26 protein-coding genes are annotated in these 26,191 nt (G+C 68.8%); 18 read left to right on the top strand and 8 right to left on the bottom strand.

Features of this window, described 5'->3' with window-relative positions; translation table 11 throughout:
* The first annotated feature begins 142 nt into the window (after nucleotides 1-142).
* From FPZ11_RS15900 to FPZ11_RS15915, 4 genes are all read left to right on the top strand, one after another.
* Entirely contained in the window at nucleotides 143-1,132 is a 990-nt protein-coding gene (locus FPZ11_RS15900) for a quinone oxidoreductase family protein (RefSeq protein ID WP_246846305.1), read from the top strand.
* A 91-nt stretch (nucleotides 1,133-1,223) separates the two neighbouring features.
* Nucleotides 1,224-1,652: a DUF6325 family protein gene (locus FPZ11_RS15905; RefSeq protein WP_146322058.1), complete on the top strand. Its 429-nt coding sequence runs from the start codon at nucleotides 1,224-1,226 to the stop codon at nucleotides 1,650-1,652.
* Between the two features lie 43 nt (nucleotides 1,653-1,695).
* Nucleotides 1,696-2,043: an SHOCT domain-containing protein gene (locus FPZ11_RS15910; RefSeq protein WP_146322059.1), complete on the top strand. Its 348-nt coding sequence runs from the start codon at nucleotides 1,696-1,698 to the stop codon at nucleotides 2,041-2,043.
* Between the two features lie 98 nt (nucleotides 2,044-2,141).
* A complete protein-coding gene (locus tag FPZ11_RS15915; protein WP_367889448.1) occupies nucleotides 2,142-2,948 on the top strand; it encodes an SDR family oxidoreductase in 807 nt (268 codons plus the stop codon).
* Between the two features lie 313 nt (nucleotides 2,949-3,261).
* On the opposite strand, the gene FPZ11_RS15920 is transcribed toward FPZ11_RS15915, so the two are convergent.
* Complete coding sequence (locus tag FPZ11_RS15920) at nucleotides 3,262-4,116, bottom strand: winged helix-turn-helix domain-containing protein (protein WP_246846306.1); 855 nt, start codon at nucleotides 4,114-4,116, stop codon at nucleotides 3,262-3,264.
* A gap of 707 nt (nucleotides 4,117-4,823) precedes the next feature.
* On the opposite strand from FPZ11_RS15920, the gene FPZ11_RS15925 reads away from it, so the two are divergent.
* Entirely contained in the window at nucleotides 4,824-7,541 is a 2,718-nt protein-coding gene (locus FPZ11_RS15925) for a hypothetical protein (protein WP_146322061.1), read from the top strand.
* A gap of 299 nt (nucleotides 7,542-7,840) precedes the next feature.
* On the opposite strand, the gene upp is transcribed toward FPZ11_RS15925, so the two are convergent.
* The gene (gene upp, locus FPZ11_RS15930; protein WP_146322062.1) at nucleotides 7,841-8,473 is read right to left on the bottom strand and encodes a uracil phosphoribosyltransferase; all 633 of its coding nucleotides are present in this window, start codon (nucleotides 8,471-8,473) and stop codon (nucleotides 7,841-7,843) included.
* A 112-nt stretch (nucleotides 8,474-8,585) separates the two neighbouring features.
* Here upp and tadA point away from each other — a divergent pair, with 112 nt between their 5' ends.
* On the top strand, nucleotides 8,586-9,017 hold the full coding sequence (gene tadA / locus FPZ11_RS15935; protein ID WP_146322935.1) for a tRNA adenosine(34) deaminase TadA: 432 nt from the start codon (nucleotides 8,586-8,588) through the stop codon (nucleotides 9,015-9,017).
* Between the two features lie 185 nt (nucleotides 9,018-9,202).
* Here tadA and FPZ11_RS15940 read toward each other — a convergent pair whose 3' ends face one another.
* Entirely contained in the window at nucleotides 9,203-10,192 is a 990-nt protein-coding gene (locus FPZ11_RS15940) for a cation diffusion facilitator family transporter (protein WP_146322063.1), read from the bottom strand.
* Nucleotides 10,193-10,378: 186 nt separating this feature from the next.
* On the opposite strand from FPZ11_RS15940, the gene proC reads away from it, so the two are divergent.
* The gene (gene proC, locus FPZ11_RS15945) at nucleotides 10,379-11,224 is read left to right on the top strand and encodes a pyrroline-5-carboxylate reductase (RefSeq protein WP_146322064.1); all 846 of its coding nucleotides are present in this window, start codon (nucleotides 10,379-10,381) and stop codon (nucleotides 11,222-11,224) included.
* A 215-nt stretch (nucleotides 11,225-11,439) separates the two neighbouring features.
* Here proC and FPZ11_RS15950 read toward each other — a convergent pair whose 3' ends face one another.
* Together FPZ11_RS15950 and FPZ11_RS15955 are read right to left on the bottom strand one after the other, a co-directional pair.
* Complete coding sequence (locus FPZ11_RS15950) at nucleotides 11,440-12,108, bottom strand: potassium channel family protein (RefSeq protein ID WP_146322065.1); 669 nt, start codon at nucleotides 12,106-12,108, stop codon at nucleotides 11,440-11,442.
* The gene (locus FPZ11_RS15955) at nucleotides 12,101-13,549 is read right to left on the bottom strand and encodes a TrkH family potassium uptake protein (protein ID WP_146322066.1); all 1,449 of its coding nucleotides are present in this window, start codon (nucleotides 13,547-13,549) and stop codon (nucleotides 12,101-12,103) included. The genes FPZ11_RS15950 and FPZ11_RS15955 overlap by 8 nt, the downstream gene beginning before the upstream one ends.
* A gap of 159 nt (nucleotides 13,550-13,708) precedes the next feature.
* On the opposite strand from FPZ11_RS15955, the gene FPZ11_RS15960 reads away from it, so the two are divergent.
* From FPZ11_RS15960 to FPZ11_RS15985, 6 genes are all read left to right on the top strand, one after another.
* On the top strand, nucleotides 13,709-14,140 hold the full coding sequence (locus FPZ11_RS15960) for an ArsR/SmtB family transcription factor (RefSeq protein WP_146322067.1): 432 nt from the start codon (nucleotides 13,709-13,711) through the stop codon (nucleotides 14,138-14,140).
* Nucleotides 14,141-14,273: 133 nt separating this feature from the next.
* Nucleotides 14,274-14,372, top strand: coding sequence for a 30S ribosomal protein bS22 (locus FPZ11_RS15965; RefSeq protein WP_003792170.1), 99 nt, complete (start codon nucleotides 14,274-14,276; stop codon nucleotides 14,370-14,372).
* 113 nt (nucleotides 14,373-14,485) lie between these two features.
* Nucleotides 14,486-14,764, top strand: coding sequence for a glutaredoxin family protein (locus FPZ11_RS15970; RefSeq protein WP_146322068.1), 279 nt, complete (start codon nucleotides 14,486-14,488; stop codon nucleotides 14,762-14,764).
* Nucleotides 14,765-14,874: 110 nt separating this feature from the next.
* On the top strand, nucleotides 14,875-15,177 hold the full coding sequence (locus FPZ11_RS15975) for a Dabb family protein (RefSeq protein ID WP_146322069.1): 303 nt from the start codon (nucleotides 14,875-14,877) through the stop codon (nucleotides 15,175-15,177).
* 41 nt (nucleotides 15,178-15,218) lie between these two features.
* Nucleotides 15,219-15,410 carry a hypothetical protein gene (locus FPZ11_RS15980; protein ID WP_146322070.1) on the top strand — a complete coding sequence of 64 codons (192 nt, stop codon included), beginning with the start codon at nucleotides 15,219-15,221 and terminating at the stop codon, nucleotides 15,408-15,410.
* Nucleotides 15,407-17,512, top strand: coding sequence for a thioesterase domain-containing protein (locus FPZ11_RS15985; protein WP_146322071.1), 2,106 nt, complete (start codon nucleotides 15,407-15,409; stop codon nucleotides 17,510-17,512). Before FPZ11_RS15980 ends, FPZ11_RS15985 begins: the two co-directional genes overlap by 4 nt.
* A 91-nt stretch (nucleotides 17,513-17,603) precedes the next feature.
* Here the strand turns inward: FPZ11_RS15985 and aspS are convergent, their stop codons facing one another.
* Both aspS and FPZ11_RS15995 read right to left on the bottom strand, forming a co-directional pair.
* Nucleotides 17,604-18,968 (bottom strand): aspartate--tRNA(Asn) ligase, encoded by a 1,365-nt coding sequence (gene aspS / locus FPZ11_RS15990; RefSeq protein ID WP_146322072.1) that lies wholly within the window; start codon nucleotides 18,966-18,968, stop codon nucleotides 17,604-17,606.
* Nucleotides 18,969-19,115: 147 nt separating this feature from the next.
* The gene (locus tag FPZ11_RS15995; protein WP_146322073.1) at nucleotides 19,116-19,514 is read right to left on the bottom strand and encodes an MmcQ/YjbR family DNA-binding protein; all 399 of its coding nucleotides are present in this window, start codon (nucleotides 19,512-19,514) and stop codon (nucleotides 19,116-19,118) included.
* A gap of 189 nt (nucleotides 19,515-19,703) precedes the next feature.
* Here FPZ11_RS15995 and FPZ11_RS16000 point away from each other — a divergent pair, with 189 nt between their 5' ends.
* The 5 genes from FPZ11_RS16000 to ccsB all read left to right on the top strand — a co-directional run bounded on the left by FPZ11_RS16000 (nucleotide 19,704) and on the right by ccsB (nucleotide 24,713).
* Entirely contained in the window at nucleotides 19,704-20,381 is a 678-nt protein-coding gene (locus FPZ11_RS16000; protein WP_146322074.1) for a histidine phosphatase family protein, read from the top strand.
* Nucleotides 20,378-20,974 (top strand): TlpA family protein disulfide reductase, encoded by a 597-nt coding sequence (locus FPZ11_RS16005; protein ID WP_146322075.1) that lies wholly within the window; start codon nucleotides 20,378-20,380, stop codon nucleotides 20,972-20,974. Before FPZ11_RS16000 ends, FPZ11_RS16005 begins: the two co-directional genes overlap by 4 nt.
* Before the next feature lie 25 nt (nucleotides 20,975-20,999).
* Nucleotides 21,000-21,803, top strand: coding sequence for a cytochrome c biogenesis CcdA family protein (locus tag FPZ11_RS16010; protein WP_146322076.1), 804 nt, complete (start codon nucleotides 21,000-21,002; stop codon nucleotides 21,801-21,803).
* Nucleotides 21,787-23,538 (top strand): cytochrome c biogenesis protein ResB, encoded by a 1,752-nt coding sequence (gene resB, locus FPZ11_RS16015; RefSeq protein ID WP_246846307.1) that lies wholly within the window; start codon nucleotides 21,787-21,789, stop codon nucleotides 23,536-23,538. The genes FPZ11_RS16010 and resB overlap by 17 nt, the downstream gene beginning before the upstream one ends.
* 74 nt (nucleotides 23,539-23,612) lie before the next feature.
* Entirely contained in the window at nucleotides 23,613-24,713 is a 1,101-nt protein-coding gene (ccsB, locus tag FPZ11_RS16020) for a c-type cytochrome biogenesis protein CcsB (RefSeq protein ID WP_246846308.1), read from the top strand.
* A gap of 161 nt (nucleotides 24,714-24,874) precedes the next feature.
* Here the strand turns inward: ccsB and FPZ11_RS16025 are convergent, their stop codons facing one another.
* Nucleotides 24,875-26,173, bottom strand: coding sequence for an MFS transporter (locus FPZ11_RS16025; protein WP_146322077.1), 1,299 nt, complete (start codon nucleotides 26,171-26,173; stop codon nucleotides 24,875-24,877).
* Between the last annotated feature and the right edge of the window lie 18 nt (nucleotides 26,174-26,191).

Here is a 26,191-nt window from a genome sequence, read left to right on the forward strand (position 1 = left end):
CGCCCCACGCCAGGGCGTCCCGAAAACCGGAGCGATCGCGCTCTCGCGCCGAATACCGAAGCAATGCTCCGGTATTCGGCGCATCCTCCGGTATTCGTGGCGCCTTGCGCGGCGCCCCGGCCGCTGCTCCGGGCCATCCGACGTGGCCATCCGCATATCGTGGAAGACGTTCGAGACGGGAGTGCACATGCAGACGGTGATCCAGTACACGCAGTTCGGCGGACCCGAGGTGCTCGAGGTGGCGCAGTACCCCGATCCGGTGCCCGGCGAAGGCAAGGTGCTGGTCGCCGTCAAGGCGGCCGGGGTCAACCCCATCGACGCCAAGCTGCGCCAGGGCACGCGCCCGTCCGACCCCATCGAGAAGCCGCGTCGCCTGGGACTGGATGCCTCAGGCATCATCTCCGCACTGGGCCCGGACGTGGATGGCTGGGCCGTGGGAGACGAGGTCGTGGTGCGCGGGGCGTTCGGCGGCTACGCGAGCGAGCTCGTGGCATCCACCGGCAAGCTCGTGCGCAAGCCCGCGAACGTGCCGTTCGATCAGGCGGCGGCGCTGGGCGTCGCGGCCGGGACCGCGTACCAGATCGTCGACTCGATCGGCGCCGGTGAAGGCGACGTGCTGCTGGTGCACGCGGCGTCCGGCTCTGTGGGGCAGGCCGTCATCCAGTTCGCACGCGACAAGGGCATCGTGGTGGTCGGCACCGCGAACGCGCGCAATCTCGACCGCGTGAGCGAGCTCGGCGCCATCGCGGTGGAGTATGGCGACGGGCTGGTCGAGCGCGTGCGCGCAGCGGTTCCGCAGGGCGTGGACTACGTGCTCGACCTGGCGGGCACGGATGCCGCGCTGCAGGCGTCCTTCGAGCTGGTGCCGGATCGCTCGCACATCGGCACCATCGTTGTGGGCGCGAAGGCGGCGGAACTCGGCATCAAGGCGTGGTCGGGCGGCAACCCCGTGCCGCTCACCGACGAGGAGAACGCGCTGCGCGACAAGGGGCTCGAGGTCGCGCTCGCCGGACTCGCCGACGGCACGTTCCAGGTGGAGATCGCAGCGGAGTATCCGCTCGTGGAGGCGGCCGAGGCGCACAGGGCGCTGAAGTCGGGCGGCCTGCGCGGCAAGATCGTGCTCGTGCCGTGAGCACCCGCCCTTCACCCCGCCAGGGTGACCGCGCACCGGTGCCCGTGGCGCATGCTGGAACGAGTCAGCGTGCAAGGCGAAGGGAACCCTCATGAGCGAGTTGGAATACGGCCCCGTCGAGTTCGTGCTCGTCGGATTCAGTGGCGAAGCCCCTGATCCCGGAGTCGTGGATGCCGTGCGCGAGCTCGTCGCCGACGGTGCGGTGCGCATCATCGACGCGATCCTGCTGACGAGGAACCTCGACGGCGACATCGAGACGATCGAGATCGAAGACGCCTCGGCCGCGTACGGCCTGGAGGAGGCCGACCTCGACCTTTCAGGACTGGCCGCCGATGAGGACATCGAGTACTTCGCGGAGTCGCTCGAGCCGGGAACGAGCGCCGAGCTGCTCGTCGTCGAACTGCTCTGGGCCAAGAAGCTCGCGTCGCGCCTCGCCGCGTCGGGCGGTGCGGTGCTCGCCAGCGAGCGCATCCCGGCGCCCATCGTCAATGAGGTCGTGGCACTCGCTCGCGCCGAGTGATCCCGTCGGCCACCCACCACACGTCACAAGGATCGGAGTCATCATGCCTTTCGTTCGACGCATCGGACGCCCCGGGCTCATCGGAACCGCGGCTCGCACTGCTGTCATCGCGGGCACGGCCACGGCCGTTGCCGGCGGTGTCGCTTCCAGCCAGCAGCGCAAGGCCGAGGAGCGATACGAGGCCGACGCCTATCAGCAACAGCAGCAGCAGGCTCAGATGCAGGCTGCCGCGCAACAGGCGGTCGCGCAGCAGCAGGCCGCCCCTGCCCCCGCACCGGCGGCGGGCGGCGACACCACCTCTGAGCTGGAGCGACTCGCCGGCTTGCACCAGCAGGGCATCCTGACCGATGAGGAGTTCAGCGCCGCCAAGCAGAAACTGCTGGGCCTCTGAACAGCGGAGACGGCTCGCTCGCCGGCAACGCGGCGCGGCTCGCCGGTCGAGCGGCGCTGATCACCGGCGTCTCGCGTCGGCGCGGCATCGGCTACGCCATCGCGACACGACTCGCGAGCGAGGGCGCCAGCGTCTTCGTGCAGCATCACGCGGCGCACGACGCCGACCAGCCATGGGGAAGCGACGATCTGGATGCCGTGCGTGCGGGCATCCTGGAACGTCTCGCACCCCACGCACGGTTCGGTGATCTCGGCGCCGACCTTGCGCAACCGGATGCTCCCGCCCAGGTCATCGACGCCGCGCGCGCGGCCATCGGTCGCCTCGACATCCTCGTGTGCAACCACGCACGATCGGGCGGCGACGGATCGATCTTCGACATGACGGCCGATCGGCTCTCCGGGCATTTCGACGTGAACGCACGGTCCACTCTGCTGCTCACGCGGCACTTCGCCGACCAGTTCAGCGGGGTCGATGTCCGAGACGACGCCGACGCGAGCCGTCCGGGCGACGTCGAGACGACGAGCGGTCCGTTCGACGAGTTCGCGACCGGCCGCGTCATCTGGATGACGTCGGGTCAACTGCTCGGCCCGATGCGTGGCGAGGTCGCCTACGCGGCGAGCAAGGCGGCGCTGGCCAGTGTGACGCCGACGGTGGCGGCGGAGCTGCTGGGGCGTGGCATCCTGCTCAACACGGTGAACCCCGGCCCGGTCAACACGGGCTATCTGGATGCCGACACCAGCGACCGCGCGCCCGAAACGGTCGCCGAGGTGCTCGCTTCGATGCCGTTCGGCAGGTTCGGGCAGCCGGACGACGTGGCCCGGCTGATCGCGTGGCTGGTGTCATCCGAAGGCCGGTGGACGACCGGCCAGGTGCTCACCTCCGACGGCGGCTTCAGCCTCACCTGACGTCCCGGCGCGCACCCGACGTCCCGGCGCGCTGTCGTGCGCTGCGCTGCCGCGCCGCGCCGTCTCGTGCCGTCGTCTCGCGCCGTCTCGTGCCGTGAAACGATCCAGAAGTCGAAATCTGCGCCCTGGTCGTGGCCGCAATCGCATTTGTGACCTTTCGCCGGCCCCACGACTGCGGCAGGCTGGGCGGGGACCGGCGCCACTTCTGCAATGCGACACGCTCCCGGTCGCGGCGGCGTGTACGCCGCGACGAACCCGGCCTTCTACCTGGTCGACTGCGGCACGCCGGGCGGGGACCGGCGTGCAGAACAACTCAGAACAGGTCGGGGCTCGGCGCGCCCGCGTGGCGGATGATCACGTCGGCGTGCCGGTCGAATCGGTAGCCGACGCCGCGCACCGTGCGCACGATGTCTTCGTAGCGGCCGAGCTTGGAGCGCAGACGGCGGATGTGCACGTCGATGGTCCGCTCGTTGGGCACCTCGTCGTCGCCCGCCTGCCACAGCGACGCGATCAGCTCTGCACGCTCGATGGTGCGGCCCTCGCGAAGCACGAGGTACTGCAGCAGCTCGAACTCCTTGTAGGTGAGACCGACCGGCTCGTTGTCGAGCAGCAGGCGCTTGCGCGAGATGTCGACGACCACGCCCGACGCGCGATCCTGCTCGGGATCCGTCGTCTGGCGGCTGCGCGCGACAGCGGCAGGATCCTGGAGCGCGAGGCGCACCACGTCGAGGTCGCGTCCACCGGCGGCGTCGGGTGCGAGTGCGACAGACGCATAGGCCTCCGAGCCAGGTGCGATCTCGGCGACGAGTCGCTTCAGCGCCTCGACGACGTGTCCCAGATCGGTGCCGGCGGCGAGGGCCTTCGCTTCGTCGAAGCCGACGTAGAGGGCGAACCCGCGTGCCCGGGTGCCGTTCGGCACGGCACGGATGCGTGCCGGCTGCGGCCCCTGCTCGGCGGGTGCGGCGGTGCGGGTGACCCGCTGCTGCACGGGCAGGGGCTGAACCTGCACCGGGGCATCCTGAACCTGACGGGGATGCGCCGCCTGGGCAACAGCGGCGACCGGACTGACCGGAGCAGGAGTCACGAGCGGGGCGGTGCGCACGGCGCGAACGGCCGTGTGGCGGGGGGCGATGGTGTCGGTCAGCGGGGTGACGGTGGCAAGAGACATGGGATGAAGTCCTCTGAGTGATGATGCTGAGAACCCTGCGCCGAGATGAGAGTGCGCGTGGAGCGGGTTCGGAACTGAGCCGCGTGTGCGGCGGGTGCTGAAGCCGTCACGATCGGCTTCGGGATGCGTCGCGCGAGACAGAGGTCTCGTCGGTTTTCGCCTTCACGCAGAGCGGAATCGTGCGGGAGGAGATCAGCGAGCGACGGCGGGGCGAAAGGTCGTCAGATCAGCGACACATTCGACAGCACATGACGGCAGCGCGGCCGGGCATCATCATGCCGGCGTGCCCAAGGGCCTCGAAGGAGGTCAGGGTGCGCGTGGATGCAGTCATGCGTGCAAGTAAAGCGGATGTGACACCGCGTGTCAAAGCGACGACGCTGCACCCCTGATCTGGGGCGGACATTCTCTCTTCAAGGCTTGAACTCGGAGTACATGCTGCCGATAAACTGGCGCAGCCGTGCGACCACCCTGTCGCATGATGCGCCCCCTCAAGCACCCGAGTTTTACCCGAACCACGCCCGGTCGTTCGGCGAATCGTCGATCCGTCGCGCTGTGAGATGTCCCGTGTCTCGTGCGCGTCTCTTTTTGCGAGTGACCAGGAAGCCTGGCCCAGCCCTCACCACGAAGATGAGAGCGGCTCAGCAATGCTGTCTTCGGAACGTGCTCCAGGAGGCGCGAGTCGAACCTCGTACCCGGAGACACAGCACATGAATCTCAAGAGACTCGGGGCGGTGATCGGTGCCGCCGCGCTTCTCGCCGCAGGGGCGGTCGTCGGCATCGCCGCGCCGGCGAGCGCGCATACCGCGGTCGTCAGCGGCACAGCGAGCTGTCAGAGCGACGGCACCTACACGATCACCTGGACGTACAAGCAGACCCTGACACCCGACGGTGACCACGCCGATGTCAAGGTCACCTCGCACGCCCCGGAGCCCAGCACGCTCTACGCGACGGGGGTAGGCGTCTCGGCGCCCGTCGACGGGCAGCTCTGGCTGAACGCCTGGACCGACCACGCCTCCTCGGGCGGGCAGACCGGCATCCCGACTCGCACCGGCAACTGGACCACCACCTTCACGCAGGCGGGCGTCGCCGGAACGTCGAAGGTCGCCACCGTCTCGGTCCAGACCGACTGGCAGGGCTGGGGGAGCGCGGACAACGACGGCATCGTGCAGTTGACCGGCGACTGCGCGACGGCCAAGGCACGGGATGCCGTGGCTTCCGCCATCGTCACGCCGCCGACCTGCGCGAGCACGTCCACGGTGCAGTTCGCGATCGAGCACGCCACGTGGGACTCGGATGGCTACTCCACACAGCCGGGGACGCACACCCGCAAGGCCACGGCCGATGTCGGGCATCTCTTCTCGGATGGTCACGCGCACACGAGCGTGACGTACGTCATTCAGAAGAAGCTCAAGAGCTCGCACTGCACGCCGACGACCTATCAGACCGTGGTCTGGCAGATGCCGACGAAGCCGGCGGACAGCAGCTCCGCCACGTGGCCGCAGACGTTCGTGAGCGCGACGCCGGAGACGACCGAGACGCTCGACGTCGACGTTCCGACGACGTGCGGCACGTACTACCAGGTGGACAGTTACATCGACAACGCCACCACGCAGAGCCTCATCGCCGCGGCGAAGAACGGCACCCGGCTGACGTCGCCGAACCACCCGGCAGAGTCGCTGGCCCCCGGCGGGCTGAACACCGCGTGGCGGTTCGTGATCAACGCGGACTGCACGACGGTCGTCGTGCCCGACGTGACGTGGACCGACAACGTGTGCGGCAACGGAACGTCGAACGCCACCCTGACCCTTCCGGCGGTCGAGGGCGTCGTGTGGCATGTCAACAACCCGAACACCGCAGAGGCTCCCGGCACCTACCCGATGAACGCGGGCGGGCCGAACATCATCACTGCCACTGCAGCCCCGGGCTACGTGCTCTCCGCCCCCTACGAGAAATCCATCACGTTCGGGCCGGTCCGCACGTACCAGAGCACCACGCCCGGCACGGACAACTGCTACCAGCCGCCGACCATCGACGCGTGCACGAACCCGCTGCCCGGCATCCTCAGCACCAACCTCGACGCGAACGGCTGGGACTTCTCCGACACGCGCTCGCTCGGCACCAACACCTACGTGTCTCACGGGCTCAAGGTGTCGACCACTGGGAACACGAGCGAAGCGAAGGCCGCCGGCTATCACCCGGTCGACATCCCGCTCAAGGATGTGGGAACGCCGTCGATCGACCTCGACGGCGTGACCGGAGTGGCACCCGGGCTGCAGCTCGGCATCGACCGTGACGGCAACGGAACGTGGGATGGCTATCTCGTCAGCGAGGGCGACACCTACGGCGCCGGTATGTGGTGGACCAACAAAGACGGCTTCGGCGTCGCCGCCGGTGGGGGATACCCCAGCCTCGGCACCCTGCAGGACTACCTGACGGCGAACCCCAACGCCAAGGTGGTCAGCGTCGGGTACTCCTTGGGCTCCGGCGTGGAGGGCTCGGCGATCATCCGTTCGATCACGGTCGGATGCCAGACCTTCACGTTCGACCACCAGAGCGTGCAGGGCGCCGTCGCAAGCGCGAGCGCATCGGCTCCTGCCACCTGCCACGCGGCATCCACCGAGTCGTTCACGATCGACAACGCCGAATGGCAGGGACCGGCGACGCAGAATGACGACGGTTCGTGGAGTCGCACGGCGGTCGCCACGGGTGACTACGTGTTCGCCGACGGCTCGACCACCGAGACCGTCACCTACACGCTGACGCCCGCCGACGCATCGCAGTGCGCGAAGCCGACTCTCGACGGGTCCGCCGTCACCGGCAAGTGCCTGGCGGACGCGCCGTGGATCTTCTACGACGTCGTCGTCGACAACCCTGATCACGTGGCTCTCGACAGCCACGACGTGACGATCACGATGAGCGACGGCAAGGGCGACACGTGGTCGAAAAAGCTCGGCACGATCGACTCGTCGACCGAAGGTGCCGGCGCGACGGCAGACACGACGGAGCTGAGCGACAAGGTGCTGTGGCCGGGAGCCTCGGTGGCTGCTGACGGTGTCACCCCGACGGGCTGGCCGGGGTGGACCCAGAACGCGAGCGGTGCCTGGGTCGAGACCACAGGCAACTTCGCATGGACGCGTTCGGTGACCAGCGCCACGCTCGAGGTGAACCCGAGCTTGTCCGTCGAGGTGTCCTATCCGCCGGCGACGCCGAGCTGTGCGGCGCAGCCACCCGTCACCACCACGGATGCGGTCTCGACTCCGTCACCTGACGCGTCGACTTCCGCCGCATCGAGCGGTACCGGACTCGCCGAGACCGGCTCGAACCTCGTGTTCCCGCTGGTGGCGGGTGGCGCGATCATCGTGCTCGGCGGTGCTGCGCTCGCGTTCGCGCTGATCCGACGCCGCAAGACCGGCACGGAGCAGTAATCCTGCGCGAGGAGCAATGAGTGAGGGCCCGTCCGAAAGGACGGGCCCTCCGTCATTGTGCGCCGGTCCCCGCCCGGCGCACCGCTGTCGGCTGTCGTGGGTGGTTGGGTTCGGCGCCGTCGGGGCCGCCGCCTCGTGGGGCGTGGTGCGGGTTCGGGTTTCGGTCCCCGCCCGGCGCACCGCTGTCGGCTGTCGTGGGTGGTTGGGTTCGGCGCCGTCGGCGGCGCCGCCTTGTGGGGCGTGGTGCGGGTTCGGGTTTCGGTCCTCGCCAGGCCGTACCGGCGTCGGCGTCGGTCGGCTCAGACCAGGCCGTAGAGGCGGTCGCCCGCGTCGCCGAGTCCCGGCACGATGTAGCCGTGCTCGTTGAGGTGATCGTCCACGGCACCGAGCACGAGCGTCACGTCGCGACCCTCCGTGAGACGCTCGACCGCTGCGATGCCTTCGGGAGCGGCGAGGATGCAGATGGCCGTGACATCCACGGCCCCCCGCTGGAAGAGGAACTCGATCGCCGCGCTGAGCGATCCGCCCGTGGCGAGCATCGGGTCCAGAACGAAGCACTGCCGGTTGGAGAGGTCTTCGGGCAGACGCTCGGCATACGTCGTGGGCTGCAGCGTCTCCTCGTTGCGCACCATGCCGAGAAAGCCGACCTCGGCCGACGGCACGAGCTTGACCATGCCCTCGAGCATCCCGAGTCCGGCGCGCAGGATCGGAACCACCAGCGGCTTCGGGTCGGCGAGCGTGACTCCGGTGGTCGCTGCGACCGGCGTCTGGATGTCCACCGGCGTGACATGCACGTTGCGGGTGGCTTCGTAGGCGAGCAGCGTCACGAGCTCCTCGACGAGCGCCCGGAACGTCACGGCCGGGGTGTCGCGGTTGCGCAGCACCGAGAGCTTGTGAGTGACGAGCGGGTGGTCGGCCACGTGCAATCGCATAGGCTCAACAGTAATCGTGGCCGGGGCCGTCGGCATCCGCCGCGCACGCCGCAGCCACCAGCATCAGCATCGACGGAGGCGTCTCGTGCCCAGCATCGATCAGGCCGAATGGATGCGCCGCGCGATTGACGACGCCCGCGTCGCCCTGGAGACCGGTGACGTTCCGGTCGCCGCGATCGTGCTCGACGGCGAAGGACGCGTGATCGGCACCGGACGCAACGAGCGCGAGGCCCGTCAGGACCCGACGGCGCACGCGGAGATTCTGGCGCTGCGGGCCGCCGCCGAGACGACAGGCGACTGGCACCTCACGGATGCCACGCTCGTCGTCACGCTCGAGCCGTGCGTGATGTGCGCGGGTGCCGTTCTCTCCGCGCGGGTGCCCACCGTCGTGTTCGGCGCATGGGACGAGAAGGCCGGCGCCGCGGGCAGCGTCTACGACGTGCTGCGCGACCGTCGGCTGAACCACCGTGTCGAGGTCTACGGCGGCGTGGAGGCGGCGGCTTCCGCGGCCCTGCTCGACGACTTCTTCACGCAGCACCGCTGAGGTCCAGACGGCGCGGCTACCGAGGGTTGAGGAGCGCGCGGCGTAGCCGTGCGTGTCTCGAAACCCGGCGTGCGGAAGGGGTCACGGGTTTCGCGACGCGCGCTTCGCGTGCTCCTCAACCCGCGGAATGCGGTGCGCTCCGCGTGCTCCTCAACCGGCGAGGTGGGGTGCCCTTCGCGCGCCGCTCAGTCCTCGCCCCTGACCACGATCGTCTCGGTCGGCGGCGCCGCCTGCGACGGGTCGTGGAAGACATCCGGCTCGAGGTAGATGACCCGCGCGACCGGCACGGCCTCGCGGATGCGAGCCTCGATCGCGTTGATCGCCGCCGCGACCTCGCCGAGCGAGCGCGTCGCCGGCTGCGCGATCTTCGCGGCCACCATGAGCTCCTCCGGTCCCAGGTACAGCGTCTTGAAGTGGATGACACGGTCGGTCTCGCCACCGGAGAGGATCGCCTCGCGAATGGCCATGGCATCCGCGTCGCTCGCTCCTTCTCCGACGAGCAGGCTCTTCGTCTCGACCCCGAGCACGATGGCGACGATCACGAGCAGCGCGCCGATGAGCACCGTGCCCACGCCGTCCCAGACGCCGTTGCCGGTGATGATCGCGAGTCCCACACCGATCAGCGCGAAGACCAGACCCGTGAGCGCCGCGATGTCCTCGAGCAGCACGATGGGCAGCTCGGGCGCCTTCGATCGGCGGATGAACGCGAACCACGATCCGCTGCCCTTGTGCGGCCGCGACTCGCGCATGCCTGTGCGCAGGGAGAAGCTCTCGAGGCAGATCGAGATGACGAGCACGAGCAGGGGCAGCCACCACACGGCGATCGGATGCGGGTGCGTGATCTTCTCGACGCCCTCGTAGATGGAGAAGATGCCACCGACCGAGAACAGGATGATCGAGACCACGAACGCGTACACGTAGCGCTCGCGCCCGTAACCGAAGGGATGCTCCTGGTCGGCCCGCCGCTTCGCCCTGCGTCCGCCCACCATGAGCAGCACCTGGTTGCACGAGTCGGCCAACGAGTGCACGCCCTCGGCGAGCATCGACGACGAGCCGGAGAACGCCCACGCGATGAACTTGGTCAGCGCGATGCCGAGGTTGGCGGCCAGCGCGGCCAGGATGGCCTTCGTTCCGCCGGTCTCATGCTCGGTCGTGGGGGTGGCCGCGTCGGTCATGCGGCAATCCTACGGACCACGCCACCCCGTTCGGCTGTCCCTTCGTGTCGCCTCCGGGCGGCCGAGGCGACACGAAGGGACAGTGGAGCGGGGAGGGGGGAGAGCGGAGTCCGGCGTGCTGGCCGGACCGCATCAGGCGCGGTCACGCGAAACCAGTCTCGGAGTGGTGACCCTAGGCTTGGGCGCATGAGCGAGAACGTCGTCCACCTGCCGAAGATCGCCGTGCTCGGCGCCGGGTCCATGGGTCGTGCGGTCATGAGCGGACTGCTCAAGCCGGACGTGCACGTCGACGGCGGGATCGTCGCGACGAACAGGAGTGCGCAGCGGGCGGCATCCCTTTCCCGCACCGACGGCGTGACGGCGCTGGCGACCGACGACGATCCGAACGCGAACCGCGAGGCGGTCGCGGGGGCCGGCATCGTGCTGGTCGCCGTGAAGCCGGCCATGGTGCCCGATCTGCTGACCGAGATCGCTGATGCCATCGAGCCCGACGCCATCGTGGTGAGCGTTGCGGCGGGTGTTCCGCTCGCGCGCTTCAAGGAGCTGCTGCCGGCATCCGTCGCCGCGATCCGCTCCATGCCGAACACGCCGGCCATCGTGGGCAAGGCGGTCACGGGTCTGAGCGCAGGCACGCGGTCGACGCCGGAGCAGGTGGCGCTCGTGCGCCGCATGTTCGAGACCGTCGGCACGGTCGTCGAGGTTCCGGAGTCGCAGCTGGATGCCCTCAGCACGATCTCCGGTTCGGGTCCCGCCTACGTGTTCTTCCTCATCGAGCAGCTGACGGCCGCTGCCCTGGACAAGGGCTTCACGCCGGAGCAGGCCGCCCAGATGGTGAACGGAACGTTCATCGGCGCTGCGCACCTGCTCGAGGCATCCGACTCGACGCCCGAGCAGCTGCGCATTCAGGTGACGAGCCCGAAGGGCACCACGGAGCGCGCCGTCGCGGTGCTGCAGGAGGCCGACCTGAAGGCGGTCTTCGACAGGGCGACGGATGCCGCGCTCGCCCGCGCGCGCGAGCTCGCCGCCGGCTGACCACACTCAGCCTTCACTCGGCTGTCGCCCACCGGTACGGACCGAGCACCGACGGAGCATTGCGACCGCGAACAATTCAGGACGATCGGCGTGATTCGCCCGTGCTGTGGCCGCGAGTACCTCGTTCCACCTGAATTGTGCGCGGATGCCACGCCGCGCTGCGCCGCGGCGCGTGGGCCGGAACGGGGTGGATGGGCCGGCCGCTGTGGCCGCCGTCACTCCAGCGTGGCGAACCGCTCCACGTCGGAGCTCGCGCCCGACACGATGATGAGGTCGTGATCGGAGACCACGGTCTCCGGTGTCGCGTACGTGAACGGCTTGCCCGGTGTCTTCACGCCCACGACGGTGATGTCGTACTTGCGGCGCACCTGCGACTCCGTCAGCGAGATGCCGCGGATGACCTTCGGCGGGTACATCTTGACCAGCACGAAGTCGTCGTCGAACTCGATGAAGTCGAGCATGCGGCCCGACAACAGGTGCGCGATGCGCTCGCCTGCCTCCGCCTCCGGGTAGATCACGTGGTTGGCACCGATGCGCTCGAGGATCGTTCCGTGCGACTTGGAGATGGCCTTGGCCCAGATCTGCGGAATGCCGAGGTCCACCAGGTTCGCGGTGATGAGCACGGATGCCTCCACCGAGGAGCCGACGGCGACCACCGCGATGGAGAAATCCTGCGCGCCGATCTGACGCAGTGCGTCGATGGAACGGGCATCCGCCTGCACCGTGTGCGTGATGCGGTCGGACCACTTCTGCACGAGCAGCTGGTCGGTGTCGACGGCGAGCACCTCGCGGTCGAGCCGGTCGAGCTGTCCGGCGGTCGCGGCGCCGAAGCGGCCGAGCCCGATCACGAGAACGGGCGCGTCGTGTTTGATGCGGTCAGCCAACGATGGGCCTCTCTTCCGGATGCTGGTAGTACTGCCCGCGCTGCGATTGCGCGAGTGCGGCGGCGAGCGTCACCGTGCCGACGCGGCCGAGGAACATCGTCACGGCGAGCACGTACACCGCGGGGGTCGGCGCATGCTGGGTCAGCCCGGTGGAGAGCCCGCAGGTGGCGAACGCGCTGATCACGTCGAACAGCGCGTGATCGAGAGTGTCCTTCGTGATGGCCAGCACCGTCACGGTGGATGCCGCCACGATCGTCGCGCCCCACAGCACGACACTCACCGCCACGCGCAGCACGTCGGTGGGGATGCGCCTGCGGAAGGCCTCCATCGACTCCACCCCTCGCGCCTCCGCGAGCGCCGCGAGAAAGAGCACGGCCAGCGTCGTCACCTTGATGCCGCCGGCGGTGGATGCCGACCCGCCGCCCACAAACATCAGCATGTCCGTGACGAGCAGCGACGAGCTGTGCAGATGGTTGATGTCGAGCACGGAGAAGCCGCCTGAGCGGGCCATCACCGACATGAACAGCGACTGGAAAACGGCGTTGCCCGGCCCGTCGTCCTCCAGGGTGCGCGGGTTGCCGCCCTCCAGAATCAGGTACAGAATCCACCCGGCGACGAGCAGCAGCGCGAACGTGACCATGGTGAGCTTCACGTGCAGCGTCCAGAACGGACGCCGCGACGTGCGCCGCAGGTTCTGCGCGACCGCGTAGATCACCGGAAAACCGATCGCTCCCGCGATCACGCCGATCATCAGCGCTGTCAAGAACACGTAGTCCGTCGCGAACGGCGTCAGTCCGGCCTCATTGGGGGTGAAGCCGGTGTTCGTGAACGCCATGGCGGAGTAGTAGAGCGAGTCGAGGCTGCTGTCGTAGAGGGAGAAGCCGTGGGCGAGCATCCTCGGAAAGATCATGAAGGCCACGACGAGCTCGATGATCACCGCGCTGAGGGCCACGGTGCGCAGCAGGCTGCCGATCTCGCCGAGCCGGATGGCCTGTCCCTCGGCGACCGGTCCGGCATGCGCGCGCAGCGGGTTGCTGTCGCTGGCCGCGATGAGCTTGGCGCGAAGCCCGAGCCTGCGCGAGATGACCATGCCGAGAATGGATGCCAGGGTCAGCACCCCGATTCCGCCGATCTGCACGCCGAGGTACACGATCACGTGGCCGAAGCCCGACCAGTGCTCGGCCATGTCGACGGTGGAGAGACCCGTGACGCAGATCACCGAGACCGCCGTGAACAGCGCGTCGGCGAGGGGCGTGGTCGAACTCGAGGCGCTCGAGACGGGCAGCGTGAAGAGCAGCGTGAACACGAGGATCAGCGTCGTGAACACCGTGAGGGCGAAGCGCGAGGGGCTGGCGCCGGCGAATTCGTTCACCCGCCACTGCACGCGGCCCCACCAGGTGGTCGGCACAAGGTGCCGGGATGCCCGTGCCGTGGCCCGCATCAGCCGCCCTCCTGCGCTACCGCTAGCGCGGTCGATGCTACCCCGGCGCGAGGCGACTTCGAGGGGCAGCCACACCGTGTGCCGTGCGCGGCATGCGTCCGTGTCGAGGATGCCGCGCGGGGCATAGTGTCGTGCGCCCCCATGCCCTAGCCTGGGGTGATGCCGGACATCTTTGACATCGTCGCGGATGCCACACGGCGCGACATCCTGCGCGTTCTGCTCGAGGCATCCGAGAACACCGACAGCGGCGAGGTGAGCGTCTCGCAGATCGTCGGCGAGCTCGAGCTCAGCCAGCCGACCGTGTCGAAGCACCTCAAGGTGCTGCGGGAGGCGGGGCTCGTCGCCGTGCGCGAAGAGGGCCAGCACCGCTATTACCACCTCGACGTCGAGCCCCTCGAGGAGATCGAGGACTGGCTGATGCCGTTCGTGAGCGGCGGGTTCGACATCTCCGACATCGACGTTCACGCTGTCATCGCGGGGCTCAACACCGAGACCAAGGAGTTCGCGGAGCAGGTGGGCAAGGTGTTCGCCGACACGAGCCACCGCGTCTCGAACGTGGTCGAGCGGGTGCGGCCGAAGCGCAAGCGCTGAGGCGCCGGCATCCCGCCGTCAGCTCCCGCGGCGAGCGGCAGCTCGGCGGATGGTAGACTGGGCGACCGTGCTGCCGCCGCGCGGCATCCGGCTGCGCTCATGCAGCATCCCGTTGAACTTTTGTGAGGTTTTCGTGGGTTCCGTTATCAAGAAGCGCCGCAAGCGCATGGCGAAGAAGAAGCACCGCAAGCTGCTTCGCAAGACTCGCCACCAGCGCCGCAACAAGAAGTAGCGTGCGAATCAGCGCCGGGCATCGCCCCGGCGCTTTTTCGTGCCCGAAACCCGAGCGCGTGCGCGCCCGCGACGCTGGATCGTGCGAGCGGAGCGCCACGTAGGCTGGCATCCGTGTCCGAGATCCAGCTCACCCTCATCGGCAAGCCAGGCTGCCATCTGTGCGACGACGCGCTGACCGCGATCGGCGAGGTGACGCGTGAGGTCGCGGCGGTGCATCCGGATGCCCCGGCCATCGTTCTCGAGGAGCGTTCGATCCTCGATGAGCCCGAGCTGTTCGACCGTTACGCGGAGGAGATCCCCGTCGTGCTGATCGATGGCAGGCAGCACGCCTACTGGCGTGTGGACAAGGCACGCCTGACGGCGGCACTGCTCGCGCGCGCCGCCGGCTAGCTGCACCCTTCCGCCCCGCGAGGGTGCGCGCCACGGTCACGCTTCGTGCTCGGGCGCTGGTCAATGCTCCGCGCACTACGATCGAGCGCGGACGTGCTGAAGGAGGAACGATGACGCTTCGCCATGTGGTGGCTTGGAAGGTCGCAGGCGACACCGAGGAGGAACGCGAGAGCCTCAAAGAGGAGTTCCGCGATCGCCTGGTGGCGCTGCCGTCGCAGATCGACGTGATCCGCCGGTTCGAGGTGGGCCTCAACGACGCGGGAGGCGCCGACAACTTCGACGTGGTGCTCGTCTCGGAGTTCGACGACGAGGATGCCCTGCACGCCTACATCACGCATCCCGTGCACCAAGAGGTGGTCGCCTTCGTGCGCGCCAACACCGTCGGTCGCGCCGGCGTCGACTACACCCTCTGAGGCCGCCGTCGCGGTCGGAGGCTGTCCCTAAGCTGGTTCGCATGCGTCGTCGCCTGCCCCCTCGGTCCTTGGTCGCCCTCGCGCAGGCCGATCAGGGCGCGACCACCCTCATGCGGTCCGGCCACAGCGCGACGGCAGGTGTGCAGGGCGACGTTCGCGTGCAGGGCGGCGCTCCCACAGCGGGCCACGTTCCCACCTCGCGCGCCGCGCTGCGCCGGGTCGCGCGCGCATGAGCGCGCCCGAGACCGACGTCGAACAGACCCCGGCCGCGCAGCTTCCGCCGTGGATGCGGCGCCCGCGCGGCCCGCTCGGATGGGTGGGGCTCTCGATCGCCGTGGCCCTGGCATCCATCGTTCTGCTCGTGATCGGCCTGGTCGCGGTCGGCATCGCGCTGGTCTCCTGGGTCGTGCGCGGTGCGATCTGGGTCGTGATGACGGTCGTCGACTGGGTGTGGTTCGCCGCGCACCTGATGGTGCGGCGGCCCTACCCGTTCGTGATGCGGCCGCCGATCGGCAAGGACGCCCGTGCTCTCGACGTGAACGACGCCTGGGTGGCGACCCTGCCGCGTGCGATCGGACTCGCCGCGCGGGCGGCCGGCTTCCTGTTCGCACCGCTCGCGCTGATGGCTTCGCTGGTGGGCATCGTGCTGCCAGGGCTGCGTGCCAGGCCCTACATCGCCCTCTTCAACGTTCCGGCGCTCGAGGCCAAGCTGGTCGCGATCGGACGCAATCACGGCTTCTTCGACGACGGGCAGGCCGTCACGGTGCGGCCGTATGACGTCTTTCTGCAGCAGGCGCTGCCGCAGCGGGCGGACTTTCTGGTGTGGTGGCGCGATTCGCACGCCTCCGACACGTTCCGGCCCTCCGAGTCGTGGAACACCCCACGGCACTTCTCCGGCCTCACGCTCGGGCCGTATCCCGACGAGCTGGGGCTGCCGGGGCTGGCGCTGACGGCCATGCGTCGAACGCGCATCGGGGGTCTGCGCGAACTCTTCATCTCGCAGCGGGAGATCGACGATCTGGGGGATCCCGACCTCGACGACCGTGCAGACGTGGCCGTGATCCGCGTGGTCGCGGTCGATAATCCGCTCCCGGACGGCGCAGGGACGGCTCCCGTGCACTCGGGCGGCACGGATGCCCGGCCGGGGCGCCGCTGGATCGTGCAGTTCCCGAGCACGCAGACCTGGCATCCTCGTGCCGGTCGTGCTCCGAACGACCTCACCGCCGATTTCGTCGCGTTGTCGATGCACGAGACCACGCTCACGCGAGCGGCCGTTGAGGCGATGCGGCAGGCGGGCATCCGCACGGGCGAACCCGTGCTCGTCGCAGGGTTCAGCCTCGGTGGGATGGTGGCCGCGCAGGTGGCCGATCTCTCCGAGCGCGAGGGCTTCACGGTGACGCACCTGATCACCGCGGGATCGCCGATCGCCCGCTACCGCGTGCCGCGCGGCATGAAGGTGCTGTCGCTCGAGCACGTGCTCGACAGTGTTCCGCGGTTGGCCGGGCGGCAGAACCCCGTGATCGTGCCGCACGTCTCGCGTGCGGATGCATCCCTGTCGCAGGAGGTGCCGCCGTCACCGGAGTCGCCCGCGCAGGAGGCCGGTGTGCGGCAACGCTACGAGGTCAGCGAGGTCACGTTCGGCACAGGTGCTCGGCGTGCCGCCGTGTGGATCACGGTGAAGGCCGGGCCGCCGCTGCCGCGCGGCTACCGCATCGCGGTGACGCACCATTCGCCGAGCTACGCGGAGACCGCGGGAACGATCGAGGCCGAGCCGCCCGCTGCCGCCGTCGGCGCGTACGTCGACGACGTCAGGCCGTTCTTCGCCGGACGACAGGTGGTCTCCGACTACGCCGCGCAACGGGTGGGATTCGACGTTCCGCGACCCGCGGTGCCGGTCTATTTCCACTCCACCGTCGACGACGGCGTCACGCGTGACCACCTGAGGGTGACGCTGCGTCGGGTGCCCGGCGTGATCGCGGTGGACATCTACCCGTCGCGCACGGGCTTTCCGACCACCATTCTGTGGAGCGCCGATGTCTTGGTGCACAGCCTGCGACCGTGGTTTCAGGAGGTGGGGCGGGCATCCGTCTACACCGGCCTGCTCACGCTTCTCGCGCGAGAGCGCGGAATCGGCCTGCACCTGCGGCTCCAAGCGAAGCGCACGCCCGGCGTCACCTGGGAGGCCACGCTGCAGCGCATGTCGGACGGCCGGTGGCGCGAGCGCGTCGACGTGAGCTTCGACACGGATGCTGCGCGCGAGGAGTGGGGCGACCTGCTGATGCCCAGTGGCTGGGCCTCGAAGGTCACCTACTACGAGCCCACCGCGTTCGTGTGAGCTTGGCGGCTCTTCCCACGTGCGCCAGGTCTCGGGTATTGCGCCAGAAGACCTGGCGCAGACGCCGAGACCTGGCGCACGTGGGCGGGGACTAAGGCTTCAGGCGCGTCGGCCCGCGGAACAGATAGGTGACCTCGCGGATCGACTGCTCTCCGAGCAGCTGCATGAGCACGCGGGCGAGGCCCATGCCGAACCCGCCGTGCGGCGGGATGCCGTAGCGGAAGAAGTCGAGGTACGACTCGAGGCCTTCCAGCTCGAGGCCCTTCTTCACGGCCTGCGCCTCGAGCACGTCGAGGCGGTGCTCGCGCTGGGCTCCCGTGGTGATCTCGACCCCGTTGTAGATGAGGTCGTAGCTCTTGGTGAGCCCGGTCTGCTCGTCGACCATGTGGTAGAACGGCCGGATCGACAGCGGGTAGTCGGTGAGGAACACGAAGTCGTGGCCGTACGTCTCTTTGACGTACGCGGCGATCTGGCGCTCGCCCTCTGGGTCGAGGTCGCCGTCTTCGCGCGGCACCTTGTATCCGCGCTTCTCGACGATCTCGTGCGCCTCGGCGAGCGGGATGCGTGGGAACGGCGCAGCGGGCACCTCGACCTCGATGCCGAACGCCTCGCGGATCTCGTCGCCGTGCTTCTCCTCGACGGCCGTCAGGCCGGCGACGAGCAGCTGCTCCTGCATGGCCATGACGTCGTCGTGCGAGTCGATCCAGCTGAGCTCGGCATCGACGCTCGTGTACTCCGTGGCGTGGCGCGACGTGAACGACGGATCGGCGCGGAAGACGGGCGTGATCGCGAAGACCTTGCCGAGGCCGGCGGCCTGCGCCATCTGCTTGAAGTGCTGCGGGCTCTGCGCGAGGTATGCGGTGCCCAGATCGAAGTAGTCGAGCTGGAACAGCTCCGCGCGCGACTCCGACGGCGTCGCCATGAACGTGGGCGTGTGCACCTCGATGTAGCCGTTGTCGATCCACCACGTGCGCCAGGCGTGCTCGAGCGTGGTCTGGATGCGGAAGATGAGGTTGTTGCGCTTCTGACGAAGGTCGATGAAGCGGTAGTCGAGACGCTTGTCGAGCGCGGAGTCCGCGGCGATCGGCAGCTCGGGGTGCGCGTAGCTCTCCACGGTCAGCGAGTCGATCTTCACCTCGATGCCGCCGAGCTTGACCCGCTCGTCGTGCTTCAGCTCGCCGGTGACGGTGACGAAGGAGCCGAGCGTGAGCGACGAGATCGTCTCGGCCACGTCATCCGTCACGCTCACGCCGACGGGCACGTCACCGGATGTCTCGACCACCTCGGTCGCGGGCGCCGCGGCGCGCGGGTGCACGAGCTGCACGTCACCGGACTCGTCGCGCAGCACGACGAACTGCACCTTCTTCTGATCGCGCACCGTCTCGACCCATCCGGAGACGGTGACGGGGCCGTCTTCACGGGCGGCGAGGTTCTTGACGAGGATGCGCGAAGTCACCAGAAGAGTCTATGGGCGACTGAGGTGAGTGCGGTGAGAGCTCGCTCTCACCGCCGAACCGATGGAGCCCGTGAGCGGCGCAGCCGCGATAGGTGCGATTGAGGCTCGGTCCGGCGAGCAAGCCCGCCGGCGCGGTCGCGACCCTCTCTACTCGGCGTGCGCGTCGAGCCACTCGCGCCGCAGCCGCATCGGCGCGGTGGCGAGCCACGCATCCGTCACGATCTCCTCGAGCCTTCGCGCCGGCACCCTGTCGAGCCAGACGAGCACCGACGGGTACCCGTCGAAGTGCGGCGTCGTGAAGAACAGCGTCGGATCGACCTCGACGAGCGCGAGCTTGGTGGCCTCGTCGTCGACCTTGGCGCCCAGCACGGGTCCCGGCTGCTCCGTGATCCCGAGCGCCTGCAGGTCGGGCTTGCGCAGCGGTCTCTCCCAGACGAAGCCCTTGCCGTGCACTCGCCAGAACGCGTGTCCCCAGCTGGTCGTCTCATCGGTGTCGGGAAGAGCCAGCGCGAGCTCGCGCACATCGTCCCAGCCCACTTCAGACATCCGCGTCACCCCTCGTCCGACACTACGGGGTCATGCCGAGTGCGCAACAAGCCGGCTCGTGCCGACCGTCGCGGCCTTCGGGGCAGGAGGCGGCTCACGTGCGAGAAGGTCTCGGGTGAGCGCGTGGGGCCGGGCGCCGAGGCAGCGCTCACGGCGAATTCACCGACGCGCCCTCCGTACACTGGCAGGGTGGCAGCTTCCCAGGTGCATCTCGTGCGTCACGGCGAGGTGCACAATCCCGACGGCATCCTTTATGGCAGGATGCCCGGCTTCCACCTTTCCGATCTCGGCCGCAGCATGGCGCAGGCGGCGGCAGACGATCTCGTTGCACGGCGGCGTCCTGTCGCGGCCGTGATCGCATCGCCCCTGCAGCGCACCCAGGAGTCGGCGGCGCCGATCGCCGCGGCGTTCGATCAGCAGATCCAGACGGATGCCCGCCTCATCGAGCCCGCGAACCACTTCGAGGGCAAGGTGATGTCGAAGGCCCTGCGCAGCCCGGCGAACTGGCCGTGGCTGGTCAACCCGCTGCGTCCGAGCTGGGGCGAGTCGTACCACTCGATCGAGCAGCGCATGCTGGCCGCGCTGCATGACGCCTTCGACCGAGCCGAGTCGGCGACCGCGCAGCGATCCTCCGCCGACGGCGACGCGGCCCCGGTCGATGTCGTGCTCGTCAGCCACCAGCTGCCGATCTGGGTGGCGCACCTCTCGCTCGCCGGCGAGCGCTTCATGCACGACCCGCGCGAGCGACGCTGCTCGCTCTCCAGCATCACGACCTTCGAGCGCCGGTCGGGCCAGCTCGTCGAGGTCTCGTACTCCGATCCCGCTGCCGCTCTTGCCGCGGATTCGACCGATGTGGGGGCAGTGTGAAGCGCCGCATCCTCGCCGTCGCTGCTGCGGCGCTCGCCGTCGGCGCGCTGCTCAGCGGTTGTGCCAACGATGAGCTCGCCAAGCAGTACACCTCCGGCGACGACAAGAACTACATCGCGGGCAGCGGCGTCACCGAACTCAAGCCGGCCGACCGCGCCACGCCGGTCGACTTCTCGGGCAAGACCGACGACGGCACGTCCTTCTCGTCGAAGGCCGAGCGCGGCGACGTGCTGGTGGTCAACTTCTGGTACGCGGGATGCCCGCCCTGCCGCGCCGAGGCATCCGACCTTCAGAAGATCTCGACCGAGTACTCCGGCAAGGGTGTGACCTTCATCGGCGTGAACACCCGCGACTCCGCCGCGACCTCGCAATCGTTCGACAGCGAGTTCAAGGTGACCTATCCGTCGATCCTCGACGCGGACGGCGGCGCCGTGCAGCTCGCCTTCAGCGGATCCATGCGCCCCAACGCCACGCCCACGACGTTCGTGATCGACAAGCAGGGCCGCATCGCGGCGCGCATCGCCGGCGACATCGCGGCGCAGCCGTCGACGCTCACCACGCTGATCGATTCCACGCTCGCCGAGGGCAAGTGATGGGCGTGCGCAGGATGACCGACTGATGGGCATCGAGAACTTCGTGCTGTCGGCACCTCTGCTGTTGACGGTGCCCGTGGCGCTGCTGGCCGGCTTCATCTCGTTCGCCTCGCCGTGCATCCTGCCGCTCGTTCCCGGCTACCTCGCCTACATCGGCGGGTTCACCGGCGAGACCGCGGCCGCGGCGGCCGCTGCCGGGGTCGCCCCGGGCGGCCAGGGCGCGACGGCCACGGCCACGGCGGTGCGCACCGGCCGCAACCGGCTCGTGCTCGGCGTGGCGCTCTTCGTGCTCGGCTTCGCGGTGGTCTTCGTGCTCACCGGGTTCGTGTTCGGGGCGCTGGGGTTCTGGATGATCCAGTGGCGCGACCTCATCACGCGCATCGCCGGCATCGTGCTCATCGTGCTCGGGCTCGTGTTCGTCGGGCAGTTCACCTTCATGCAGCGCACGTTCAAGCCGCAGTGGCGGCCGCTGACCGGGCTCGCGGGCGCACCGCTGCTCGGCATCATCTTCGCGATCGGCTGGAGCCCGTGCACCGGCCCGACGCTGGCCGCCATCACCACCATGAGCTACTCGAGCGGCTCGGCCTGGCAGGGCGCCGTGCTCGCACTGTTCTACGCGCTCGGCCTCGGCGTGCCGTTCGTGCTGATCGCGCTCGGCCTCGGGTGGGCATCCGGTGCCGTCGCTTTTCTGCGCAGGCACATCCGGGTCATCAACATCGTCGGCGGTGCCTTGCTCATCGCCATCGGCATCCTCATGGTCTCCGGCGTCTGGAACCAGTGGATCAGCGCACTCGCGGGGGTGATCCCGAGCTTTGGAACAGCACTCTGACACCGACACGCTGCACGACCCGGCACAGGGAGCAGAGGGAGGCGTCGACACCGAACGCGACGACCGCGCCCAGCAGCGTCGTGACAGCCGGCCCTCCGGCCATGTCGACGACACGTCGGAAGACGTCGGCGACGCGGATGCCGGTGCCCTGACCCAGCCCAAGCTCGGCCCGATCGGCTGGTTGCGCTGGATGTGGCGCCAGCTCACGAGCATGCGCACGGCACTGTTCCTGCTGCTGCTGCTCGCGGTCGCGGCCGTGCCGGGTTCGCTCGTGCCGCAGCACACCTCTGACCCGAACGGCGTGGTGCAGTACCAGGAGAACCACCCGGTGCTCTACCCGATCCTCGACAAGCTGCAGGTCTTCGACACCTACACCTCGGTGTGGTTCTCGGCCATCTACCTGCTGCTGTTCGTCTCGCTCGTCGGCTGCGTGGTGCCGCGCCTCAAGCATCACCTCGAGGCGTTGCGCGCGAAGCCGCCGCGCACGCCGGCCCGCCTAGCGCGCATGGCCGGATACCGGGTGCGGGTGCTGCAGGGCATGACGTCGCAGGGCGCGAGCGCCGAGGCCGAGGCCGCGCGGCAAGCGGCGATCGTCTCTGCGCAGAAGCTGCTGAAGGCATCCGGCTACCGCACCGTCGTGCTGGAGACGGCTCGGGATGCCTCGGTGTCGGCCGAGCGCGGATACCTGCGCGAGACCGGCAACATCCTGTTCCACGCCGCGCTCGTCGGCATCCTGATCGCTGTCGGAGTCGGCGGCGGGCTCAGCTACACGGGACAACGGATCGTCGTCGACGGCCAGTCGTTCGTGAACACCCTGGTGAACTACGACTCGATCAACCCCGGGCGGTTCGTCGACACGAGCGGTCTGTCGCCGTTCGCGATCAAGCTCGACCAGCTCGACGTGAAGTACGAGTCGAAGAACAAGAACGCCATGGGCTCGCCGCTCGACTACACGGCCTACGTGACGACCACCGAGAACGGCACGACGAGCAAGAAGACCATCAAGGTCAACGAGCCGCTCGGCATCGGCGGCACCAACGTGTATCTGCTCGGCAACGGCTACGCGCCGATCATCACGGTGCGCAACGCCAAGGGCAAGGCGGTGTTCCATGACGCCGTTCCGTTCCCGTCGCAGGACACCAACATGACGTCGCAGGGCATCGTCAAGGTGCCGGACGGCCTGAAGGAGCAGCTCGGCATGATCGGGTTCTTCTACCCGACGGCGCAGAAGCTCTCGACGGGCGCCTACACGTCGAGCTACCCCGACACCCGAGACCCGATGCTGGGACTCAGCGTCTACCAGGGCGACCTCGGGCTCGACAAGGGACTGCCCGTGTCGGTCTACGCACTCAACATCGACAAGCTCAAAGAGATCGCCGGCCCCGGAGCGAAGGCGAAGGCCATCGACCTCAAGCCGGGCGAGTCGGCGTCGCTGCCGAACGGGCTCGGCACCGTCACCTTCGACGGCGTCGCCCGGTTCGTGAGCCTCGAGGTGCACCACGACCCGACACAGGGCTGGATGCTGCTGTTCGCGGTGCTCGTGCTCGGCGGCCTCTTGACGTCGCTGTTCGTTCCGCGGCGGCGGCTGTGGGTGAAGGCCATCACCCAGGCCGACGGCTCGCTGCGGTTGGAGTACGCGGGGCTCGCGCGCGGTGAGGATCCGCGGCTCGATGACGCCGTGGCATCCTTCGCCGATCGTCACATCGCTTCTCTCACGGGTCGCTCCCGCGAATGAGAACTCGTTCAGCGGCGCAACCGTTCGCCCAGACAGCCCAGCGGATTCATCAGACGACGTAGGATTCTCACATCGTGCTCGACACACTCTCGCAAATCTTCATCTACGTGGCCATGGGCCTCTATGCTGCCGCGTTCATCTTCTTCGCGATCGATCTCTCGCGCCGTAGCGCGCGAGCGACGATCCCCGCCTCGGTGCCCAGCGCCGTGTCGCGGCGCGCAGGTGTCGCCGACGACGTGGTGTTCGTCGAGGCGACCGCGCAGCCTGTGGATGCCGTGGCCTCCGTAGCAGGCGGCGTTACCGACGCGGCGGCATCCGGCGGCACCACGCTGACGGAGACACGCCCCAGCGGGTCGGGAGCGATCTCGCGGCTGAGCGCCCGCATCGAAGACGACGTGCACGGCGACCGCGCCACCTCGCGCAGCCTGCGTGTCGCGATGGTGCTGACGATCGTCGGCTGGGTCACGCATCTGCTCGCGGACGTCTTCCGCGGCATCGACGCCGGCCGCGTGCCGTGGGCCAACATGTGGGAGTTCTCCATGACGGGAACCCTCATCATCGTCGGCATCTTCCTGCTCGTGAACCTGCGGTTCGACATCCGCTATGTCGGCACGTTCGTGTTGGGTCTCGTGTGCGTGCTGCTCATGGTGGCCACGACGCGGTACTACGTTCCGGTCGTGCCGCTGCCGCCGGCGCTGCAGTCGTACTGGCTGGTCATCCACATCCTCGTGGCGCTGCTGGCCACGGCGCTCTTCGCGCTCGGGTTCGCCCTCGCCGTCGCCCAGTTGCTGCAGGTGCGGCGCGAGCACCAGGTGGCGGCGAACAAGCCGACGCAGTTCCGCTTCCTCGCCACGCTGCCGAAGTCGGACACGCTCGAGAACCTCTCGTACCGCATCAACATCGTGGGCTTCATCTTCTGGACGTTCACCCTCATCGCCGGCGCCATCTGGGCCGAGAAGGCGTGGGGCTCGTACTGGAGCTGGGACACCAAAGAGGTGTGGACCTTCATCATCTGGGTCATCTACGCCGGATACATCCACGCTCGCGCGACGCGCGGCTGGCGCGGCAGCCGTTCGGCGTGGCTGGCGATCATCGGCTTCAGCGCGGTGATGTTCAACTTCGGTGTGGTGAACGTCTTCTTCCACGGCCTGCACTCCTACAGCGGCCTGTCCTGACGCCAGGGTCTCTCACGCCGAGCCGTGCGGGTCTCCCTCGCCGAGGGTGTGTGTTCCTACGCCGAGCGTGCACACGTTTCTGTCGCCGAGGATTCTCTTCCCCGACCGTGCGCATCCCTCACGCCCGAGCGAGCATCACTCGCGCGCCAGGCCACGTGGCCTCAGTCGACGGACAGCGCCTTCGTCGGACAGGTCGGCACGTTTCCGCGCGCCGCGGCGGATGCCTGTGCCGAGGACTGGCGTCGACCCAGCAGCGCCGCTACCGCGATGGTGGCCAGCGCGAGAACCAGCAGCGCAGGTCCGACGATGTCGAGTCCGGCACGCAGCCCGATGGTCGTCGCCAGCACGCCGAGTCCGACCGAGGTGACCACCTGGCCGATGTAGGCGAACAGGTATGCCATCGACAGAGTGCCGGCGCGATGATGGGGCGCTGCGTTCGCCGCGATCAGCCCGAGGCCGCCGAGGAACACGAGCGCGCTCGATCCGCCGAAGAGCAGCGATGCCGTCATGAAGAGCGGAAGGGACGATGCGTAAGCGCTGGCCACGAGGGCGATGATCGAAAGCGCGCCGAGCACGCCGCCGAGGATGGCGGCGGTGCGGGCGGGCATCCTGCCGAACGCGACCGAGACCACGCCGCTCACGGCGGAGCCGATCGCGAGCACCACCCCCGCGACCAGCGCGTTCTCCGTGTGCAGCACGTCTTTCGCGATCTGCGCGCCCAGTGAGATGAACACGGAGCCGACCGCGAAGCTCAGCGTGATGGCGAGGGCCGCGGTGGCGAGGATGCCCCGCATGGCCTTGGGCACGCGGATGGGGCGCGGACGCCAGGGCGCGAGCGAGTCATCCCGCACATGGCGCGGCAGGAACGCGGCGGCTGCCGCGACGACCACGACCACCCCGAGCAGAACCCAGAACGTGAGTGCCCGCGGCGCCGGCCCGTACTGCACGAGCGCGCCGCCCACGACGGTGGCGAGTGTGAGGCCGACGGCGATCGCCACCGTGTTCACGGTGCTCGCGCGCTTGCCGGTGCGATCCAGTTCGACAAGTGCGGCGCCCGCCGGGCTGAGCGACAGCCCGACGCCCAGACCCTGGAACACGCGGCCGACGAAGAGCCATTCGACGCTCGGCGCGAGTGCGAACGTCAACACCCCGACGATGATGGAGCCGAGCCCGATCAGAATCGCGACGCGCCTGCCGATGTGGTCGGAGAGATCGCCGAACAGCAGGAGAACGACGATGAGCACGACCGGATAAACGGCGAAGACCGAGGTCGTGACGGCGGGAGACAGCTGCCACACCCGTTCGTACAGGGGGTAGACCATGGCGGGCGATCCGCTCGCCCACAGTGCGACCACGATGACGGCGGCGGCCGTCCAGAACGCGAGACCGGCGCGGCGCGGGGCCCGTGCATGCACTTCGGAAAGGTTGCTGGTCTCGGGCGATGCGTCGACTGCGGTCATGCGCGGGTCCCTTCGGGA

It is taken from the genome of Humibacter ginsenosidimutans (assembly GCF_007859675.1).
GTDB classification, from domain to species: domain Bacteria; phylum Actinomycetota; class Actinomycetes; order Actinomycetales; family Microbacteriaceae; genus Humibacter; species Humibacter ginsenosidimutans.

Coding starts and splice junctions, on each gene's coding strand:
- FPZ11_RS16025 (WP_146322077.1), bottom strand. CDS start 26,173: ATGACCGCAGTCGACGCATCGCCCGAGACCAGCAACCTTTCCGAAGTG.
- FPZ11_RS15960 (WP_146322067.1), top strand. CDS start 13,709: ATGCCGGACATCTTTGACATCGTCGCGGATGCCACACGGCGCGACATC.
- FPZ11_RS15910 (WP_146322059.1), top strand. CDS start 1,696: ATGCCTTTCGTTCGACGCATCGGACGCCCCGGGCTCATCGGAACCGCG.
- proC (WP_146322064.1), top strand. CDS start 10,379: ATGAGCGAGAACGTCGTCCACCTGCCGAAGATCGCCGTGCTCGGCGCC.
- tadA (WP_146322935.1), top strand. CDS start 8,586: ATGCGCCGCGCGATTGACGACGCCCGCGTCGCCCTGGAGACCGGTGAC.
- FPZ11_RS15940 (WP_146322063.1), bottom strand. CDS start 10,192: ATGACCGACGCGGCCACCCCCACGACCGAGCATGAGACCGGCGGAACG.
- FPZ11_RS15975 (WP_146322069.1), top strand. CDS start 14,875: ATGACGCTTCGCCATGTGGTGGCTTGGAAGGTCGCAGGCGACACCGAG.
- FPZ11_RS15905 (WP_146322058.1), top strand. CDS start 1,224: ATGAGCGAGTTGGAATACGGCCCCGTCGAGTTCGTGCTCGTCGGATTC.
- FPZ11_RS15985 (WP_146322071.1), top strand. CDS start 15,407: ATGAGCGCGCCCGAGACCGACGTCGAACAGACCCCGGCCGCGCAGCTT.
- FPZ11_RS15995 (WP_146322073.1), bottom strand. CDS start 19,514: ATGTCTGAAGTGGGCTGGGACGATGTGCGCGAGCTCGCGCTGGCTCTT.
- FPZ11_RS15955 (WP_146322066.1), bottom strand. CDS start 13,549: ATGCGGGCCACGGCACGGGCATCCCGGCACCTTGTGCCGACCACCTGG.
- FPZ11_RS15925 (WP_146322061.1), top strand. CDS start 4,824: ATGAATCTCAAGAGACTCGGGGCGGTGATCGGTGCCGCCGCGCTTCTC.
- upp (WP_146322062.1), bottom strand. CDS start 8,473: ATGCGATTGCACGTGGCCGACCACCCGCTCGTCACTCACAAGCTCTCG.
- FPZ11_RS15920 (WP_246846306.1), bottom strand. CDS start 4,116: ATGTCTCTTGCCACCGTCACCCCGCTGACCGACACCATCGCCCCCCGC.
- FPZ11_RS16010 (WP_146322076.1), top strand. CDS start 21,000: ATGGGCATCGAGAACTTCGTGCTGTCGGCACCTCTGCTGTTGACGGTG.
- FPZ11_RS15980 (WP_146322070.1), top strand. CDS start 15,219: ATGCGTCGTCGCCTGCCCCCTCGGTCCTTGGTCGCCCTCGCGCAGGCC.